The organism is Streptomyces sp. NPDC030296 (assembly GCF_055572815.1).
Genome location: NZ_JBVICQ010000002.1, coordinates 850,696 through 868,553 on the forward strand (window position 1 = coordinate 850,696; position 17,858 = coordinate 868,553).

The 17,858-nt window shown below is 74.5% G+C and carries 14 protein-coding genes; 11 read left to right on the forward strand and 3 right to left on the reverse strand.

All coding sequences use genetic code 11. The features are described 5' to 3' along the window. Positions 1-219 carry a hypothetical protein gene (locus tag ACZ4Z3_RS07720; RefSeq protein ID WP_468500233.1) on the reverse strand — a complete coding sequence of 73 codons (219 nt, stop codon included), beginning with the start codon at positions 217-219 and terminating at the stop codon, positions 1-3. Positions 220-510: 291 nt separating this feature from the next. Here ACZ4Z3_RS07720 and pgfA point away from each other — a divergent pair, with 291 nt between their 5' ends. The 11 genes from pgfA (at position 511) to ACZ4Z3_RS07775 (ending at position 14,042) form a co-directional block, all read left to right on the forward strand. Next, a complete protein-coding gene (gene pgfA, locus ACZ4Z3_RS07725) occupies positions 511-1,488 on the forward strand; it encodes a cell envelope lipid trafficking protein PgfA (RefSeq protein ID WP_468500147.1) in 978 nt (325 codons plus the stop codon). 249 nt (positions 1,489-1,737) lie between these two features. Then, the gene (locus ACZ4Z3_RS07730; RefSeq protein WP_468500148.1) at positions 1,738-2,889 is read left to right on the forward strand and encodes a glycosyltransferase family 4 protein; all 1,152 of its coding nucleotides are present in this window, start codon (positions 1,738-1,740) and stop codon (positions 2,887-2,889) included. Between the two features lie 65 nt (positions 2,890-2,954). Beyond that, entirely contained in the window at positions 2,955-3,632 is a 678-nt protein-coding gene (locus ACZ4Z3_RS07735; protein WP_468500225.1) for a class I SAM-dependent methyltransferase, read from the forward strand. Then, positions 3,629-8,143, forward strand: a complete 4,515-nt coding sequence (locus ACZ4Z3_RS07740; RefSeq protein WP_468500149.1) for an alpha-(1->3)-arabinofuranosyltransferase domain-containing protein — start codon at positions 3,629-3,631, stop codon at positions 8,141-8,143. The genes ACZ4Z3_RS07735 and ACZ4Z3_RS07740 overlap by 4 nt, the downstream gene beginning before the upstream one ends. Further along, the gene (locus tag ACZ4Z3_RS07745) at positions 8,140-9,564 is read left to right on the forward strand and encodes a condensation protein (protein ID WP_468500150.1); all 1,425 of its coding nucleotides are present in this window, start codon (positions 8,140-8,142) and stop codon (positions 9,562-9,564) included. Before ACZ4Z3_RS07740 ends, ACZ4Z3_RS07745 begins: the two co-directional genes overlap by 4 nt. Then, positions 9,564-10,358: a class I SAM-dependent methyltransferase gene (locus tag ACZ4Z3_RS07750; RefSeq protein ID WP_468500151.1), complete on the forward strand. Its 795-nt coding sequence runs from the start codon at positions 9,564-9,566 to the stop codon at positions 10,356-10,358. The genes ACZ4Z3_RS07745 and ACZ4Z3_RS07750 overlap by 1 nt, the downstream gene beginning before the upstream one ends. 14 nt (positions 10,359-10,372) lie before the next feature. Beyond that, on the forward strand, positions 10,373-11,287 hold the full coding sequence (locus ACZ4Z3_RS07755) for a hypothetical protein (protein ID WP_468500226.1): 915 nt from the start codon (positions 10,373-10,375) through the stop codon (positions 11,285-11,287). Further along, positions 11,284-11,523 (forward strand): Trm112 family protein, encoded by a 240-nt coding sequence (locus ACZ4Z3_RS07760; protein WP_468500152.1) that lies wholly within the window; start codon positions 11,284-11,286, stop codon positions 11,521-11,523. The genes ACZ4Z3_RS07755 and ACZ4Z3_RS07760 overlap by 4 nt, the downstream gene beginning before the upstream one ends. Next, positions 11,520-12,338 carry an FkbM family methyltransferase gene (locus tag ACZ4Z3_RS07765; protein ID WP_468500153.1) on the forward strand — a complete coding sequence of 273 codons (819 nt, stop codon included), beginning with the start codon at positions 11,520-11,522 and terminating at the stop codon, positions 12,336-12,338. The genes ACZ4Z3_RS07760 and ACZ4Z3_RS07765 overlap by 4 nt, the downstream gene beginning before the upstream one ends. Continuing rightward, a complete protein-coding gene (locus ACZ4Z3_RS07770; RefSeq protein ID WP_468500154.1) occupies positions 12,313-12,909 on the forward strand; it encodes a hypothetical protein in 597 nt (198 codons plus the stop codon). Before ACZ4Z3_RS07765 ends, ACZ4Z3_RS07770 begins: the two co-directional genes overlap by 26 nt. A gap of 221 nt (positions 12,910-13,130) precedes the next feature. Beyond that, positions 13,131-14,042 (forward strand): MEDS domain-containing protein, encoded by a 912-nt coding sequence (locus tag ACZ4Z3_RS07775; protein ID WP_468500155.1) that lies wholly within the window; start codon positions 13,131-13,133, stop codon positions 14,040-14,042. A 15-nt stretch (positions 14,043-14,057) separates the two neighbouring features. On the opposite strand, the gene ACZ4Z3_RS07780 is transcribed toward ACZ4Z3_RS07775, so the two are convergent. Together ACZ4Z3_RS07780 and ACZ4Z3_RS07785 are read right to left on the reverse strand one after the other, a co-directional pair. After that, on the reverse strand, positions 14,058-16,664 hold the full coding sequence (locus ACZ4Z3_RS07780; protein WP_468500156.1) for a LuxR C-terminal-related transcriptional regulator: 2,607 nt from the start codon (positions 16,662-16,664) through the stop codon (positions 14,058-14,060). A 155-nt stretch (positions 16,665-16,819) separates the two neighbouring features. Further along, positions 16,820-17,746, reverse strand: coding sequence for an ATP-grasp domain-containing protein (locus ACZ4Z3_RS07785; RefSeq protein ID WP_468500227.1), 927 nt, complete (start codon positions 17,744-17,746; stop codon positions 16,820-16,822). Positions 17,747-17,858 lie beyond the last annotated feature (112 nt).

Below are 17,858 nucleotides of genomic sequence, written 5' to 3' on the forward strand. Positions count from 1 at the left end.
TCAGCGCTCCTGACCGGCGTTCTCGTAGGTGATGAGCGGGGTGTTCGGCTGGTCCGGGGTCGCCTCCAGCAGCGCGACGACACCGAACGCGGCCGCCACGGCGAGCGCGGCGGCGGCCACCATGGTGAGCGCGGCGGCGAGGGCACGCCGCGGAAGTCCCGTCGCCCGCGCGGGGGGCGGGCCTGGCGGCGTCTGGTGCGTGGTCTCGGCGTGCGACATCGCAGGGTCAGCCTCTCGGTCGAAAGGTCGGCCCCACCCAGGGCACCCCGCACGTCGGGACCTCCTGACGGTCCCGGTACTCGTCCACCTCGCCGGGGACATTTGACGCCCCCTCAGCCGGTCGTCCGTCCCGGACACCGGCTCCGGCCCAGTGTCAGCAATGCATTGACACTGCGTCAAGACTCCGCCTACGGTTCCCGGCCCATACGTCACGCGCACCTTCCCCCTTGGCGTCGCCCGTTCCGAGACGCCTACCCGAGCCGCACCTTCCAACGCCCCTGGAGTGCCCGGATGCGCCGTACAGCCTCACCTCTGTCCCTGGTCCTGCTGGGCCTCGGCACCTTCCTGCTGGTCCTCGCACCCCTGCTGGCCTGGTACGTGGAGCCACGGGCCGCGGTGAACCCGATCGACATCGACACGACCGCCGTCTACACCGGCACGGGCAGCGTCTTCGACGTGGAGCAGGTGCGGACCGTACCGGACCAGAAGATCACCGTGACGCAGCGGGTGCGCGGCGACGTGGCCGAAAGCGAACGCAGCGGAGCGGCCGTGTGGGACGTGATCACCAGCGTCGACACGGACAAGTCGCTGCCGGCCGCCGACCCGCACGACGCGCTGGACTTCGTCCCGCACCGCTGGGTCAGCGACCGGAGGACCAACCGGCCGGTGCACTGCTGCGAGGAGAAGCCGTACTTCGAGGGCGAGGCGTACCTGAAGTTCCCCTTCGACGTGCGGGAACGCTCCTACCGCTGGTGGGACAACTCGCTCGGCGCGACGGTCACGCTCCACTACGAGGGCCGCAAGAAGATCCGCGGCTACGAGGGGATGCGTTTCACGGCGACCGTTCCGGCGACGAGGACCGGCACGCGGATGGTGCCCGGCGCCCTCGTCGACGAGCCGGGCCGGCCGCAGGTGCCGGCCGAGGAGTGGTACGCCAACCACGGCCTGGAACTCGTCGTCGACCAGGCCACGGGACGCGTGCTGTACGCCCAGACCGGGCCGCGCCGGACCCTGCGGGCACCGGGCGGCGCCGAGGACGCGGCCGTGCTGCTCGACAGCCGGAAGCTGGCGTTCACCGCCGAGACACAGAAGTTCGCGGTCGAGCAGGCGGAGCGGGACAGCGGACTGCTGCGACTGGTGGGGCGGACGTTGCCGATCGGTAGCGCTGTGGTGGGATTCGTCCTCGCCGTGCCGGGTGCCGTTTTGGTGGTGCGCGGCAGGCGGCGTCCCGAAAAGTCCGAGTCGCCCCAGGATCCGATCACGATATGACAGGGCGTCAGTTCAACAAACCCCGGAAATTGTCACGTCGGTGAGTAGCAGCTTCGAAACTCTCGGCGAAAACTATCCACCCCACCTGAGCACAGCCCACCCATACCTCGCTCCCGACCTCGCTCCCGCGCCCCACGACCTGCCCGCCGCGACCGGACCGTCCCCCCACACGCCCCAACGGAACAACCCTCACAGCGAACCTCCTTCTCCCACGCTGAGTTCCGCACCCCGAGACGAGTTGGAGCACCCATGCCCCAGCACGTGCCGTTCTCGCTGGTCGACGCGTTTCCGCGCGGCGTCCGGCACGCCCCGGCGGGCGCCCCACCGCCACGCCGGATCGTTTTCCTCGCCCGCCGTGACCTCGGTAATCCGGCGGCGGGGGGCTCCGAGCTCCTCGTCCACCGGCTCGCCGAGGGTCTGACGAGACTCGGTCACCAGGTCACCCTGCTCTGCGGGGGCCCGGCGGCCCTGCGCGAGTACCGGGTCGTGTCGGCGGGCGGCGACCTGAGCCACCACTTCCGGGCCAGAAGCACCCTCGCCCGTCAGGTCGGCGACTGCGACCTGCTCGTCGAGGTGTGCAACGGCATGCCGTACCTGACACCGCTGTGGCACCGCGGGCCGACGCTGTGCCTCGTCAACCATGTGCACACCGATCTGTGGCAGATGCGGTTCGGCGGGGCGCTGGCGCCCGCGGCCCGGCTCGGCAGAAGCCTCGAACACTGGGCGCTGACGGGCGCGCAGCGCGGCAACCTCGTGGTCGCCGTCTCCTCGTCCACGGCGACGGCGCTCCGCGCGATCGGCGTGGACGGCGAACGGATCCGGGTCGTCCACAACGGGGTCGAGGAACCGGGGCCGCGTGCCGAACGGTCGCCCGAGCCGCTGTTCGTCGCGGTGGGGCGGCTGGTCGAGTACAAGCGGATCGATCTGCTGCTGCGGCTGTGGGAGCGGGTCAGGCCGGTCACCGGCGGTCGGCTCGTCATCGTCGGCGACGGGCCCGAGCGGCAGCGGCTGGAGGCGATGGCCGGGCCCGGCGTCGAGTTCGCCGGGCATGTCTCCGAGGCCGAGAAGCACCGGCTGCTGTGCGCGGCCTGGCTGCTGCTGCACCCGTCCGCCGTGGAGGGATGGGGGCTCGTCGTCACCGAGGCCGCGGTGCGGCAGACCCCGTCGGTCGCCTTCGACGTACCGGGCCTGCGGGACTCCGTCGTGGACGGGGAGACCGGGGTGCTGGCCCGGGGGGAGTCGTCGTTCGCCGCGGCCTGGTGCGCGCTCGCGCTGTCGGCCGACCGGCGGGAGCTGATGGGGAGGGCGGCGCGGGAGCGGGCGGCGCGCTTCCGGTGGGGTCACACGGTGCGGCAGTTCCGGGCGGTCGCCGCGGAGGCGGTGCGGGGTGGGGGCTCTTGAACGCGCGACCGGGTGCCCTGAAGGATCCGTCCCTGAAGCGGTCTCTCGCCCTCTTCCGGGCCTTCATGAGGGAGCAGGACGATCCCGCGTCCTGCTACGCGCTGCTCGCCCGGGACGCCGTCGACCAGGTCACGGCGTACGGCGGGGCCCTGGAGGGCCGCACGGTCGTCGATGTCGGCGGGGGCAGCGGCTACTTCACCGAGGAGTTCCGGCGCCGCGGGGCGCACGCGTACCTCTTCGAGCCGGACCTCGCCGAGCTGGGGGCGAAGCCGCCCGACGGCGCGGTGGTCGCCGACGGGTATCTGCTGCCGCTGGCCGACGGGGTCGCGGACGTCACGTTCTCGTCCAACGTGCTGGAGCACGTGGCGGATCCGCCGACGTTCCTCAGCGAGCTGGTGCGGGTGACCCGGCCCGACGGGCTGATCTATGTGTCGTTCACCAACTGGCTGTCCCCGTGGGGCGGCCACGAGTGGGCGCCCTGGCACTACCTGGGGGCGGAGCGGGCGCGGGCCCGCTATCGGCGCCGTACCGGGAAGGACGCCAAGCACACGCTCGGCGAGAACCTGTTCGCCGTGCACATCGGACGCACTCTGCGGCAGGTGCGCGCACGGGACGACGTGACGGTCGTGTCGGCGCGCTCCCGCTACTGGCCGTTTCTCGCGGAGACCGTCGTGAAGGCGCCGGGCCTGCGCGAGTTCGCCACCTGGAACCTCCTTCTCATCCTCCGGCGGTGTGCACCATGACGAGCACGGTCCAGGCTCCACCTCCCGCGCCGGTGCGGCCGGCGGGCACGACCGGGCGGCCCCCCGAGGGGCGTCGGTCGCGCCGCTGGCTCCTGGGGTTCTGGGCCGTGGTGTTCGTGCTGCTGGTCGCCGCGCGGCCCGGGCGGCAGACCTTCGACACCAAGCTCGGGGTGACCACCGACCCCTGGCAGTTCGTGTCCGACCTCGGGCAGTTGTGGCACGACCGGGGCGGGTTCGGCGGGATCCAGGACCAGTACGTCGGCTACTTGTGGCCGATGCTGCCCTACTACGGGATCAGCGACCTCGTCGGGCTGCCCGTCTGGCTCGCGGAGCGGCTGTGGATGTCGCTGATCGTGTCGGTGGCCTTCTGGGGCGCGCTGCGGCTGGCCGAGCGGCTGAGGATCGGGAGCCCGGCATCGAGGCTGGTGGCGGCCGCCGCGTACGCGCTGTGGCCGGTGTTCACCACCGTCGTCGGGTCGACGTCGGCGGCCGCCCTGCCGGGGGCGTTCCTGCCGTGGGTGCTGCTGCCGCTGACGAACGAGCGGTACGGCGCGCGGGTGGCCGCGCTGCGGTCGGCGCTGTTCGTCCCGTTCATGGGCGGGGTCAACGCCGCCTCGACCCTCGCCTCGCTGCTGCCCGTGGGCCTGTACCTGCTCAGCCGGCCGCCGGGACCACGCCGGCGGAGACTGATCACCTGGTGGGTGCCGGGGGTGATCCTGGCGACCCTGTGGTGGGTGGTCCCGCTGCTGCTCCTCGGCTTCTACGGGGAGAACTTCCTGCCCTACGTGGAGACCTCGCAGACCACGACGGCCACCATGTCCGCCACCGAGGCGCTCAGGGGCGCCGGGAACTGGGTGGGCTATCTGCACTTCGGTGAGGCGTGGTTGCCGGCCGGCTGGTCCGTGGCCGCGTCGGCGCTGGTGATCCTGTCGTCGGCGCTCGCGGCGGGCCTCGGTCTCGCCGGGCTGGCCCGGCGGGACATGCCCGAGCGGCGCTGGCTGGTGCTGACGGTGCTGACGGTCGCGCTGGTCACGCTCGCCGGGTACGCGGGGTCGTTCGGGGCGCCCTTCCACGGGGTGGTCCAGGACCTGCTGAACGGGGCCCTCGTGCCCTTCCGGAACATCTACAAGTTCCAGACGGGGCTGGCGCTCGCCCTGGTCCTCGGGCTGGCGCACCTCGTGGGCGTGGCCGCGCGGGAGCCGGGGGCCCGGCGCGTGCGGGGGCGCGGGTTCGCGCCGCTGGTCGCGGCCGTGGTCGTCCTGCCGGGGCTGCTGTGGCCGTACCTCAACGGTTCGGTGCTGCAACCCGGTTCGTTCCAGGAGCTGCCGACGTACTGGCGGGCCACGGCCGACTGGCTGGAGAAGTACTCGCCCGACTCCCGCGCCCTGGTCGTGCCCGCCACCGCGCACGGCATCCACACCTGGGGCTCCACCATCGACCAGCCGCTGGACGTGCTCGCCGAGTCCCGCTGGGCGCAGCGCGACTACGTCCCCTTCGGCACGCCCGGCAACCGGCGTGCGATGGACGCCGTCGAGCAGGCCCTGCTGACCGGCGCCGAGGTACCGGGGCTCGCCGACCATCTGAGCCGGGCCGGCCTGTACTACGTCGTCGTCCGCAACGACCTGGACCCCGACCAGATCGGATCCGTGCCCACCACCACCGTGAAGCGGACCCTGGAGCAGTCCGGGTACGAGCGGGTGAAGGGGCTGGGGCCGGTGATGACCGGCGGGGTGATCGCCGAGAACACCCCGTTGCAGGTGGAGGGGTTGTACGCGCGGCAGCGGGCGGTGGAGATCTACCGGCCGGCCGAGGACGTGCCGCGTCCCGGGCAGGCCGGGCTGAAGGCGATCGCGGACACCGCCGTCGTGTCCGGCGGCCCGGAGTCGCTGCTGCCGCTGGCCGCCGACCCGTCGATGCGGGGCCGCGCGACCGTGCTGACCGGTGACAACCATCCCGGTCTCGGCACCCCGGCCGTGCAGGTGGTCGGTGACGGGCTGCGGCGCGCGGACACCCGCTTCGGCCTGGTCAACGCCAACACGTCGTACACGTATACGGCGGACGAGCGGAACCCGAGCGGGAGCGTGCAGGACGCGGGCGGGAAACCGCGGCAGATCCTCCCCCTGAAGGGGCTCGGCCACCAGACGGTGGCGGAGCTGCGCGGCGCGAAGTCCGTCACCGCGTCGACGTCCGGCAACTGGCTGTTCCATCTCCCCCAGTTCGACCCGGTGAACGCCTTCGACGGCGACCCGGCGACGGCCTGGGCGGAGGGTGCGCCGGGGTCGGCGAACGGACAGTGGCTGCGAATCGACTTCGAGGAGGCGCAGGACATCCCGTCGACGTTCGAGGTGACCCCGCTGCCGCAGGACGGCGTGCGGTCGGCGCCCACCCGGATCAAGGTGGAGACCGAGCGGGGCTCCCGGTCCACGAACCTCCAGGGCGACGGCTCCACCCAGACGGTGGGCGCCCGGCCGGGCGGGACCAACTGGCTGAAGGTCACGATCCTGGACTCGGCGGAACGGCACACCGGGCTGGTCGGCGCGGGCTTCTCCGAGATCGAGATCCCCGGCGTCCGGGTGACCCGGACCCTGCGGCTGCCGACGGACGCCCAGGGCCCCGACAACACCGGCGCCCCCACCGAGGTGGTCTCGCTGCGCCGGGCCGCCGACCCCACCGGGCTCTCCCCGACGGGCACCGAACCGGGGCTGCACCGCGTCTTCGGCACGACCACGGCGGGCACGTACGAGGTGAAGGCGAGCGCCGTGCCCGTGCCGGGCGAGGAGCTGGACAGGCTGCTGTACGAGGTCGCCCCGGAGCAGGAGAACCGGATCACGGCGACCGCCGACTCCACCGCCTCCCTCGGCGCCGGGCTGTCGCCGCGCAATCTGACCGACGGGGACCTGACCTCCGCGTGGATCGCGGGCGACGACCCGACCATCCATCTGCGCTGGACGGGCAAGCAGCCCATCGGCTCGCTGGTGCTGGCCCCGGCGGGCGGTCTGTCCACCCGGGCGACCAAGGTCGCGATCAGTTCCCCGGACGGCGCGGCCATCGCCGCCGTCGACGAGAACGGCTGGGTCCGCTTCGACCCGATCACCACCGACCGCCTCGACATCACCGTCACCGGGACGGCCCGGCTCACCGTCCACAACCCCGTCGCCGGTGACGATCTGCGTCTCCCGGTCGGCCTGGTCGAGGCGTACGTCCCGGCGCTCGACCCGTACCGCACCCCGCAGCCCGCCCCGACCCGCGACGTCGACCTCCCGTGCGGCGAGGGCCCGGTCGTCGAGGTCGACGGCAAGCGGTACGAGACGAGCGCGAAGGGGACCGTACGGGACCTCACCGAGCGCCGCCCGCTGGAGTTGACGCTCTGCCAGAACGACCGCCCCGACGCCGCGTTGGAGCTGGGCGCCGACGAACGCCACACCGTCGACTCCGACGACTCGGGCGCCCTCGCCGTCACCGAGGTCACGCTGACCCGCGGCACGGTCACCGCGCCCGCCGCCACCGGACGCGATCTGCGGATACGGGACTGGCTGGGCGACCACCGCGAGGTGACCGTCGGCGACGGCGCCGCCTCGTACCTCACCACGTACGAGAACTACAACGACGGCTGGAAGGCCACCCTGGGCGGCCGCGAGCTGACCCCGGTACGGCTCGACGGCTGGCAGCAGGGCTGGCGGATCCCCGGCGGGGCGGGCGGCACGGTCAAGCTGTCCTACGAGCCGTCCGTGACGTACGAGGCCGGGCTGATCGGGGCCGGGGCGGGCCTCGCGGCCCTCGTCGGGCTGGCGCTGTGGCGGCGCCGGGAGCCCAACCCGGACGCGCCGCAGCCGGCGCCGCCGGCCCCCGGTTTGTGGCTCGGCACGGTCGCCCTCACCCTCGTCGGCATCGTGATCGCGGGCTTCCTCGCCCTCCTCGTCCCGCTCCTGGCGCTCCTGGCCCGGACGCGGCACGCCCTGCTGGTGCCGATCGCGTTCCTCGCGCTCGCCGGGGCGGGCGTCGCGGCGGCGGCCGGAGCGGGCGAGCCGGTGGCGGCGGACCAGGGCGCGTTCGGGCCGGTGGCTCAACTCCTCGCCCTCCTCGGGCTGTTCGCGGCGCTGGTGAGCGTGGGGTCCGGCGCCGAGCCGTCCCCGGACCGGCCCGGCTCCACACGGGAGTTCCGGGTACCGCCGGGTGCGGAGGAGCCGACGGAGCCCTTGCCGCGGCGGACCCCCACCACCGGCCCCGCCGCGAGCCAGACGATCTCCGCACGCGGCCCCGGCGCCCCGTACCGGGAACCGGACACACCGACCCGCCGGATCCCCCTCACCAAGCCGAAGCGCGGGGCCACCGCACCGGCGGACGGCGGGGGCGGCGAGCGCGACGCGGCCCCTACGGGCGGGGGCTCCGGCGGCGCGGGGGGTGCGGGTGCCGCGGATCCTGCGGGTGCCGCGGGTGGTGCGAGCGCCGCAGGTCGTGCGGGTGCCGTGGACGACAGCGACGGCGTCTTCGGGAGGGGCGAGCGGACATGACCACACTGGACCATCCGGCCCGCGACGACGCCGCCCGAGGCCCCGTCCGCATCCCGTTCCCGGTCGTCGACGAGGTGTCCCGCCACTGCCTCCAGGAGGAGGAACCGGAGACCGTCCACATCGAGGTCCACCTGCCGGGCCGCCTCGACCCCGACCGCCTCCGGGCGGCGTTCACCGAGGCCCTCCACCGGCACCCCCGCGTCCTGATGCGGGAGGCACCGGCGCACTGGTACAGCCGCCGCTACGAGTGGGAGCTGACGAAGGAGCCGGAGGTGGAGGTGGTGAGCTTCCCGCCTCCTGGCCCGCACGCCCTGCGGGACGCCCGCACCAGATCGCTGACCCAGGCCCCACCGCTGTCCCTCTCCCCGCCGATCCGCCTGGAGGTGGTCGCGGGCGCGGGCCCGGCGGTGGGCAGCGAGGCGTCCGACGGGGTCGGGGTCATGGACGAACCCCGTGGAACCGTCGGCCGCCCCACCCCGGCGCGCCCGGAACGCCCGGCGCGCCCGGAACGTGAGGGCACCGTCCTCTTCCTCACCATCAACCACACCGCCCTGGACGGCCCCGCCTGCCTCCGCATCCTCGCCACCGCGGCGGAGCTGTACGGCGGCGAGGACAACTCCCCCACCGCGCCCCCGGTCCGCGCCACCACCCCCGACCTGCCCCTGGCCGGTCCCGAGACGCCGTCCACCTGGGCCCCGCCCGCGCGCGTCGCCCCCGGCACCCCCGAACCCTCCCCGGGCAACGGCCTGCTCGTCACCGAACTGCCGGTGCCCCGCCGCCCCAGGTCGGCCCCGTACACCGTGAACGACCAGCTCATGGTCACCACGGCCCTGATGCTGGCCCACTGGAACCGGGAGCACGGCGCCCGCCCGCGCCCCTTCCGCATCACCATGCCCGTGGACGACCGGCCCCGCGACACCCGCATGCCCATCGGCAACGGCACCCGCCTGGTCGACGTCGCCTTCCTCCCCGAGGAGGTGGACCAGCGCCGCACGCCCACCGCCGTCCTGCTGCGCCGCACGGCCGACCGCACCCGAGCCCTGAAGTCACTCGCCCGACCCCAACTGGGGCACGCCGCCTCGCTCCTGACCGCGCCCGTCGTCCCCGTCTCCTGGCGGGCGGCCCTCACCCGGGGCCTGCGCCGGGCGGCCGCCCCCTGGACGTCGACGACCCTGCTCAGCAACATCGGCCGCATCCCGTACCCCCTGGACTTCGGCCGGGAGGCCGGCCGCGCCCACGCCGTGTGGTTCTCGGCGCCCGCCCGCATGCCGCGCGGCCTCACCGTCACGACCGCCTCCACGGCGGGCCGTCTCCACCTGGCCCTGCGCTGGTCCCGTGCCCTGCTCGGCCACGGCGACGGCGCCCACCTCCGCGACCTCTTCGAGCACTACCTCCATGCGACGGAAGAGGACACCCCCTGATGTCCACGAAGACACCGAGGACGACGACTCCGACGGCTCCTGCGGCTCCGACCGGCACCGCGCACCGCCCCGGCCTGCGGGACTTCTACGAGGACCCGGCCGTTCCCGTCGCCTCCGGCGGCCCCCGCAGTCTCCGCCAGGCCCGGATGCTCGCCGAGGCGCTCGGCCCGGCCGCCCACGGCGCCCGCACGATCCTCGACATCGGCTGCGGCGACGGCACCGCCGCCGCCACCGCAGCGCCCCTCCTGCCCGGCCACCGTCTCATCGGCGTCGACTGGTCCCAGGACGCCCTCCGCCGCGCCCGCACCCGTCTGCCGTACGCCGTGCGCGGCGAACTCACCGACGGGGGGCTGCCGTTCCGGGCCGAGTCCGCCGACGCCGTGCTGTTCAGCGAGGTGATCGAGCACCTCGTCGACCCGGACGCGGCGCTCGACGAGATCCGCCGCGTACTGCGCCCCGGCGGCCATCTGATGCTCTCCACCCCGAACCTCGCTGCCTGGTACAACCGGGCCCTGCTGCTCGCGGGCGTCCAGCCGGTGTTCTCGGAGGTCAGCCTGCGCGGCATCCACGGCCGGCCGGGCACCGAGGTCGTGGGCCATCTGCGGCTCTACACGGCCCGCGCGCTGCGGGAGTTCGTGGCCGCGTCGGGCTTCGAGGTCGTCCGGCTGCGGGGCGCGCCCTTCCACGGCGTACCGCGTCCGATGCGCCCGCTGGACCGGCTGGTGTGCGCGACCCCGTCGGCCGCGTCGATCCTGCTGCTGCACGCGCGCAGGCCGTCGACGCGGGGCGCGTGACCATGTGGTGGGGGGTGGCCGCGGCCCTGCTGGCGAACGCGCTGTACAGCACCGGGTTCGTGCTGGAGAAGCGGGCGCTCGGCGCACTGCCCCAGGTGTCGGTGCGGCAGCCGCTGAGACTGCTGCGGCTGGTCCTCGGCAGCCCCTTGTGGATCGGGGGTTCGCTGTCGCTGGCCGCCGGGTTCGCGGCGCAGCTCGCCGTGTACAGGACACTGCCGATCGCCGCCGCCCAGGGCATCTTCGTCTCCGGGCTCGTGCTGCTGGTGCTGCTGTCGGCGCGGCTGCTCGGGGAGGAGACGACGGGCCGCGAGCGGTACGCGCTGGGTGCCATCCTCGCCGCGCTGCTGATGGTGGTGCTGTCGCTGGACGAGGGTTCCGACACGGTCAGCCGCGACGCGCCGTACGCGCTGGTCCTCACCATCTGCCTGCCGTCGCTGGCGCTGGGCGTGTGGCTGTACCGGTCCGCGGAGCGGCGCGCCCGGCACCGGCACCGGCTGCCGACCACGGGCGTCGAGTACGGCGTGGCCGTGGGCCTGCTGTACGGCGTCAGCTCCCTCGCGATCAAGGGGGTGTCGAGCCGTCTCACCGTCGGTGGGATCGGGGATGCGGTGGTCGCCGTATTGCGCTCCCCGTACCCGTATCTGCTGCTGTTCACCGGCGCGTTCGGCCTGGTCATGTCGCAGGCGGCGCTGCAGCGCTGCCGGGCCTCGCTGATCGTGCCGGTGTGCACGACGGTGACCAGTCTGTTCACGGCCGTGCTCGGCACGCTGTCGTTCGGCGAGTCGCTGCCGGACGATCCGTCGCGGCTGGCGCTGCGGCTGTCCGGCACGGTGCTCGCGGTCGGTGTCCTGCTGAGCATGCCCAAGCACGACGCGCCGCCGTCGGCGCCACAACCCCCCGCCCCCGCCAAGGAGTTGACGCCGCCATGAACCCCGACGACCCGTTGCTGCAGATCCTGGCGTGCCCGCTCGACAAGGGGCCGCTGCATCTGGTCGTGCCGGAGGAGGGCACGGACGAGGCGTCCCGGGCACCGGAGTCGCTCTACAACCCGCGGCTGCACCGCCGGTACCCGATCGTCGACGGCATCCCGCAACTGTTGCCGTCGTCGGGCGAGCAGGTCACGGAGGACGAACACGAGGAACTGCTGAGGAGGATGTGTTCATGACCACGCTCGCCGCCCGGCTGGCCCCGCTGCTGCCCGACCGGGCGGTCGCCGCGACCGCCCGGTTCGTCTATCCCCGGTTCGAGCCCGAGCTGACCCGGCTCGACGATCTGTGCCCGCCCGGCTGCGGCACGGCCGTCGACATCGGCGGCTGGTACGGCCCGTGGACGCACCGGCTCGCCCGGCGGGCCGCGCGAGTGGTGACCGTCGAGCCGGTGCCCAGGCTGGCCCGGCTGCTCGTCGCGGGCGCCCCCGGCAACGTCCGGGTCGTCCAGGCCGCCGCCTCCGACCGGCCGGGCACCGCCCGGCTGTGGCTGCCGCCGGGCGACGACGGCGGGCGGGGTGTGTCGTCGCTGGTCCGCCGGGACATCCACGCCCGAGCCCTCGACGTCCCGTGCGTCACCCTCGACGGGCTCGGCCTGAGCGAGGTCGGCTTCGTCAAGATCGACGTGGACGGCAACGAACTCGCCGTGCTGCGCGGTGCCTTGGCGACCCTCGCCCGTGACCGCCCGGCCCTCTTCATCGAGCTGGAGTCGCGGATCCAGCCGATCGCCCCGGTCGTCGACCTCCTCACCGGCCTCGGCTACACCGGCTGGGTACTGCCCGCCGGGACCTGGCACCGGCTGAACCCGGCCGTTCTGGAGGCCCACCAGGCGCGCACGTCGTACGTGGCGTCGCACGGGCTGCTGCGCCGGGTCCTGCCGTTCGGAGGGCCGCGGTACGTGAACTCGGTGCTGTTCCTGCCGGACGGGCGCCGACCGGGCGGGGGCACGGTGGGGGAGCATGGCTCCCATGCCCTCCGCGAAACGCCCCGGTAGCCCCTCGGGCCCGTTCACCCCGCTCGACTTCCAGCTCGTGCTGCTGCGGCGCATGGCCGACCACAATCCCGGGCTCGTGGAGGAGGCCCGGCGGGAGCTGGGGGCGTCGATCGCGGAGATGCGCGAGGCGAACAAGCGGTGGCAGGCGATGGTCCGCTCGCCCCGCGCGCGGGGCGCCGCCGCCCGGTACCGGTCCGTGCTGGGCGCGCCGGAGTCCGTGGCGCCGCGCCGCATCGGCGACCTGGACTGCGAGGCCCGGCTGTGGCCGGTGCCGCTGTGGCCGGACCTCCGGTTCGAGGTGCTGGTCGGCCCGGACGGGGCGGTCTGGAACGAGTGGCTCGTCCGGGCGCCGGGGTCAGCCGGCTCCGCCCCGGCCACGCTGGAGGACCTCACCCCGTGGTCGTGCACGGTCGACGAGGTGGCCCGCGCCTTCGCCCCGGCCCGGCCGCTGGAGGGGACGGCACCGACCCGGTGGGGGCTGGCGTTCACCGCCCCGGACGCGCGGGGCACGCGACGGGAGGTCGTCGCCGAGTTCACGTGGGGGCTGCTGCAGCGGGTGAGTGCCCGCTAGGCGCCTGCCGCCGGTTCAGGTCCGGGTCGCGGGTCCGGGTCGCGGGTCCGGGTCGCGGCTCCGGGTCGCGGTCACGAGTGGCGGCGGACGTGAGCGTTCATCCTTGCCCCTCATTCGCTCGCTGCCGGACCCAAGTCGGCCAGTCGTGATCATCCCCTCAACGGCGGCCCGCGAGGGCTTAACCTCCGCGCAGAGTCCCGTACCGCCAGGGAGGCGCCCCCATGTCGTCCGAACGTTCCGCGGAGCCTCGCATCGTGTCCGTCGACGCGCTGCGGCTGGGGGACCACGCGTGCATGGGGACGGCGGACGTGGCCGGGGAGTCTCCGTGGAAGGTGTTCACGGCGTACACCCGGACCAGTCTGGCGCGCCGGGAGAAGGTGCTGCTGGTGATGGACCCGGACGACCTGACGGACGACGAGGTGGTCACGCTGCTGGACGGGGGCGGCGGGCAGGCGGTGGCGGCGCGGGACAGCGGTCAGCTGGTGCTGCGGCGGAACACCGAGATGTACGTCCCCGACGGCCGCTTCGAGAAGGAGCGCACGACCGACGCGTACCGCGCCGAGGTCGACCGTTCCTACGCGGAGGGCTGGTCGGGGCTGCGGGTCACCGCCGACATGAGCTGGGCGCCCCGCGTCCGTCTCGACCCGGAGCGGCTGCTGGACTACGAGGCGTCGGTGGCGCCGCTGTTCGCGGACCCGTTGTTCACCGCGATCTGCTGGTACGACCGCCGGCGGTTCGGTGACGAGCTGACGGCCCGGGTCGCGGAGGTGCACCCGGTGCGGGCCGTGGAGCTGCTCGACCCTCCGGCGGCCACCGGGATCCCGGAGGGCGGCCGGATCGCCGGTGGCGCCGAACCGGGCACTGGCCCGGAGTTCGTGGAGGCCCTGCGCGAGGCGCTGGACCACCGGAACGACTCGGGGCCCGGCCACTTCGTCCTCGATCTGCGGGACCTGTGCTTCATGGAGGCGCACTGCGCGTGGCAGCTGATCAGTCTCGCCGCGTCCCTGCCGCCCGGCAGCGCGGTGACCGTGCGCTGCGGGGAGCTGCTCGCGCTGGTGCTGGAGCAACTGGGCGCGGCGGAGGTGCCGCAGCTGGTGGTCAGGGTGGAGGACGAGGCGGCGGCCGCCGGGTGAGCCGCCGGGGCGGCCCTAGGACCACGAGCGCGCGCTGAACCAGGCCGCCACCTGGCTGCGGTTGCGGAACCCCAGCTTGACCAGGATCCGCTCGACATGGCCCTCGGCGGTGCGGCGGGCGATGACGAGGTGATCGGCGATCTGCTTGTTGGTGCGGCCCTGGGCGACGAGGGCGGCGACCTGGAGTTCCCGCCGGGTGAGCGGCACGGGCTCGGCGGGGGGCCCGGTGGTCACGGCGGTGTCGGGGGCAAGGCTCCCGTCCGGCGTCCGGACGTCGCGTAAGCCGGGCGCGGGCCCTGCGGCCGCTGCGGGGGCGGGCCCCGTGCGCCCGGCCGGGGCGGGGGGGCCTCCGTGTACGGCAGGGGTGCCGCCGCGGACGCCGGAGCCGGCGGGGCCCCTCCGTGGGTCCGGGACGGGGTCCTCGCCCACGGTCGCCGCCGCCGTCGTCTCCGTCCCTTCGCCGAGGGCGTACGCCACCGCCTCCTCGGGTGACAGGGCGGCGCCGCGCCGACGGGACCGTTCGTAGGCGTGGTCGCCGAGGAGCTCACGGGCCCGGTGTTCGGCGACGCCCAGCCGGCCGGGTCGCTGGGCGGCCGTGGGGTCGCCGCCGATGGCGTGCCAGATGCGGTCGACGGCGCCGTGCAGGACGGCGGCCCGCTCGGCCCGTCCCGCCAGGGCCTCGGCGGCGGCAAGCAGGTCGAGGGTGCGGGCGAGGCTCTGGTGCTGGCGCTCGGTGTACGACAGCCGCAGGCAGGCGCGGGCGTGCCCGGCGGCCCGCGCGTACTCCCCGGCCGACCAGTGGGCGAGGGCGAGGGTGCGCAACGCCCAGGATCGGGCCCACTGTTCCCCGTGGGTCTCGCACAGGGCGACGGCCTCGGCGCACAGCGGGATCGCCTCGGCGGCGCGGCCCCGGCTGACGAGCGTGCAGGCCAGCTCGATCCGGGTGAGGACGACGAAGGAGGCGTGCGACGTCCGGGCCAGGCCGGGGCCGAGAGTGACGGGCGGCGGCGCGGGCACCGGGAGTTCCGAGTCGTCGGCGGGCGCGGGCCGGGCGGGGTCGAGACCGGCGAGCACGGCGGCCGAGCGGCTGTGCACCAGTGAGGTGAGGGCGCCCGCCCACAGGGCGCGGGTGAGGGACCCGTCGGGTCGGGCCCCGGCCAGCAGCGCGCCGTCCATCCAGTGCCGGCCCTCGCCCCAGATGCCGTACGCGACCCAGTGGAACCACAGGGTGGAGGCGAGCCTCAGCCCGTGCTGCGCCTCGCCGGGGGTGGTGAGGCAGAAGTCCAGCGCGGCCCGGAAGTCGTCCTGGTCGACGCGCAGCCGTTCGGTGATGCCGACCTGGTCGGGGCCGAACCAGGCCCGCTCGTACGCGGCGCCCAGCCGGGCGAAGTGGTCGCGGTGCCGCCGCCGGGTGGCGACCGTCTCCCCGAGGTCGTTCAGCTTCTCCAGGCCGTACTCGCGCAGGGAGACCAGCAGCCGGTAGCGGACCCGGCCGTCGTGCTCCTCCCGGACGAGCACGGACTTGTCGACGAGCCCGGCGACGGCGTCGAGCACGTCAGTCCCGGCGGTGAGGCCGGTTCCGGCGGCTTCGGCGGCTCCGGCGACTCCGGCGGTACCACCCTCCCCGGCCCCTGCGTCACCGGTCCCGCCCTCATCGGTTCCGGCCCCACCGCCCGCGCCGCCTCCCCCGTCCCCGTCCGGCGCGTCGCCGCCGCAGACGGCCTCGGCTGCGGCCAGGTCGAAGCCGCCGACGAACACCGACAGCCTGGCCCAGACCGCCTGTTCCTCGGGGGTGCACAGCTCGTGGCTCCAGTCGACGGCGGAGCGCAGCGTGCGGTGGCGGGGCGCGGAGGTGGGGCTGCCGCAGGTGAGCAGCTGGTAGCGGTCGTCGAGGCGTTCGACGAGCTGGTCCACGCCGAGGGCGCGGACCCGGACGGCCGCGAGTTCGATGGCGAGCGGCAGCCCGTCGAGGCGCCGGCACAGCCGGGCCACGGCCCGCTGGTTTGCCGCGCCGACCGTGAAGCCGGGGACCACGGCCGCCGCCCGGTCCGCGAACAGCCGCAGCGCCGGGAACGTCTCCACCGCCTCCGGGCCGATGTCCTCCGCAGGGGGCGCGGGCAGCGGCGGCACCTCGAACAGCCGCTCCCCGGCGACCCCGAGCCGGTGCCTGCTGGTGGCGAGGATCCGTACGCCCTCGGTGGCCGCCAGCACGGTCCCGGCGAGCGTGGCGCAACTGCGCGGCAGGTGCTCGCAGTTGTCGAGCACGATCAGTGACCGCCGGTCGCGCAGATACTCGACGAGGACGTCCAGCGGCGGCCGTACGGTCTCGTTGCGCACCCCGAGCGCGTCGTTCACGGCGTGCGGGACGAACGCCTCGTCCCGCAGCGCGGCCAGCGGCACGAGCCACACACCGTCCGGGAAGGCCCGCGTGACCTGTTCCGCGACATGTCCGGCGAGCCGGGTCTTGCCCACCCCGCCGGGTCCCGTCAGCGTCAGCAGTCTCCCCACCGACAGCAATCGTCTGACTTCCGCCGCCTCGTCCCGCCGCCCCACGAAGCTCGTCAGCTCCGCCGGGAAGCCGGAGGTGCGCCGCGACTCCGATCCGCTCACGACCCCGGTCACGCCCTCACTTGTGGTTCCCGTACAGGCTGTTGTAACCGTGAAGACCAGCCACCGGGCACGGGCGGGCCGCCGGGGAACCGGATTTGCCGCCGGTTCGGGTGAGCGACCGGAACCGTCCGAGGTGGGCGCCGGGCAGGGGGCTCCGGGCCTCGGCGTCAGCGTGTGGCGGCCGCGAGCACCGCCTCGACGACCCGTCCCACCGACTCCGGGTGCAGCCACAGGAACAGGTTCGGCTCGACGAGTTCCAGCTCCATGACGCAGGGCCGCCCGTCCTGCCCGGTGACGAGGTCCACCCGCGCGTACAGCAGCTCCGGTTGACCCGGCACCGCCGCCAACGCCCGCCGCGCCACATCGAGTTCGTCCTCGGTGGGCGTCCAGCGCTCCAGGTCGGGGTGGGCCACCTTGTCCGCGTCGTAGGCCGTGCCCGGCGACAGCACCGCGCCCTTGCGGCCGGCGTGCAGCAGCCGGCCGCCGAAGAACTGCAGTGCCCGCTCCCCCTCGGTGTCGATGCTGGCCACGAACGGCTGCACCATCGCGGTGAGCCCCTCGGCGTGCATCCGCTCGACATGCCGTACGGCGATCTCCCGCTGCTCCGCCCCGGCCCCGTACCGTGCGGCGAACCGGGCCCCGGCCCCGGAGGTCGGCTTCACGACGTACTCGTGCGCGTCGGGCAGCTCCACGGGGTCGCCCGGCGCGAGATAGGAGGTCGGGACGACGGGCACCCCGGCCCGCGCGAGGTCGCCGAGGTACCGCTTGTCGGTGTTCCAGCGGACGACGTCGGCGGGGTTGGCGAGCCGGGTGGCCCGGCCGCACTTCTCCACCCATGCCGTGAACTCGGCCGCCCGCCAGCTGTAGTCCCAGGTGGACCGGATGACGACGAGGTCGTGGGCCGACCAGTCCACGTCCGGGTCGTCCCAGTGCACGGCCTCCGCATCGGCACCGGCCGCCCGCAGCGCGCCCACCAGCACCGGCAGATCCCGGTCGGCACTGGCCTCCGCGCCGGGGTCGTAGGTGGCGAGGGCGATCCGGGGGGCGGCGGTGCGGGCCACGGGGACTCCGTTCTCGTACGGGGGCTCGTACATCCGTCCGGGCGTGGACGGATGCTCGGGCATCTGGCTCTCCGGCGCAGGCTAACAACCAAGGGTGCCGGACCGGGGTGCCGGACCGGGGTGCCGGTCGGCCCCCCGCCGGGCC

Bases quoted from the DNA above. Each gene is read 5' to 3' on its own strand.
- ACZ4Z3_RS07720 (WP_468500233.1), bottom strand. From the start codon at position 219: ATGTCGCACGCCGAGACCACGCACCAGACGCCGCCAGGCCCGCCCCCC.
- pgfA (WP_468500147.1), top strand. From the start codon at position 511: ATGCGCCGTACAGCCTCACCTCTGTCCCTGGTCCTGCTGGGCCTCGGC.
- ACZ4Z3_RS07730 (WP_468500148.1), top strand. From the start codon at position 1,738: ATGCCCCAGCACGTGCCGTTCTCGCTGGTCGACGCGTTTCCGCGCGGC.
- ACZ4Z3_RS07735 (WP_468500225.1), top strand. From the start codon at position 2,955: ATGAGGGAGCAGGACGATCCCGCGTCCTGCTACGCGCTGCTCGCCCGG.
- ACZ4Z3_RS07740 (WP_468500149.1), top strand. From the start codon at position 3,629: ATGACGAGCACGGTCCAGGCTCCACCTCCCGCGCCGGTGCGGCCGGCG.
- ACZ4Z3_RS07745 (WP_468500150.1), top strand. From the start codon at position 8,140: ATGACCACACTGGACCATCCGGCCCGCGACGACGCCGCCCGAGGCCCC.
- ACZ4Z3_RS07750 (WP_468500151.1), top strand. From the start codon at position 9,564: ATGTCCACGAAGACACCGAGGACGACGACTCCGACGGCTCCTGCGGCT.
- ACZ4Z3_RS07760 (WP_468500152.1), top strand. From the start codon at position 11,284: ATGAACCCCGACGACCCGTTGCTGCAGATCCTGGCGTGCCCGCTCGAC.
- ACZ4Z3_RS07765 (WP_468500153.1), top strand. From the start codon at position 11,520: ATGACCACGCTCGCCGCCCGGCTGGCCCCGCTGCTGCCCGACCGGGCG.
- ACZ4Z3_RS07770 (WP_468500154.1), top strand. From the start codon at position 12,313: ATGCCCTCCGCGAAACGCCCCGGTAGCCCCTCGGGCCCGTTCACCCCG.
- ACZ4Z3_RS07775 (WP_468500155.1), top strand. From the start codon at position 13,131: ATGTCGTCCGAACGTTCCGCGGAGCCTCGCATCGTGTCCGTCGACGCG.
- ACZ4Z3_RS07785 (WP_468500227.1), bottom strand. From the start codon at position 17,746: ATGTACGAGCCCCCGTACGAGAACGGAGTCCCCGTGGCCCGCACCGCC.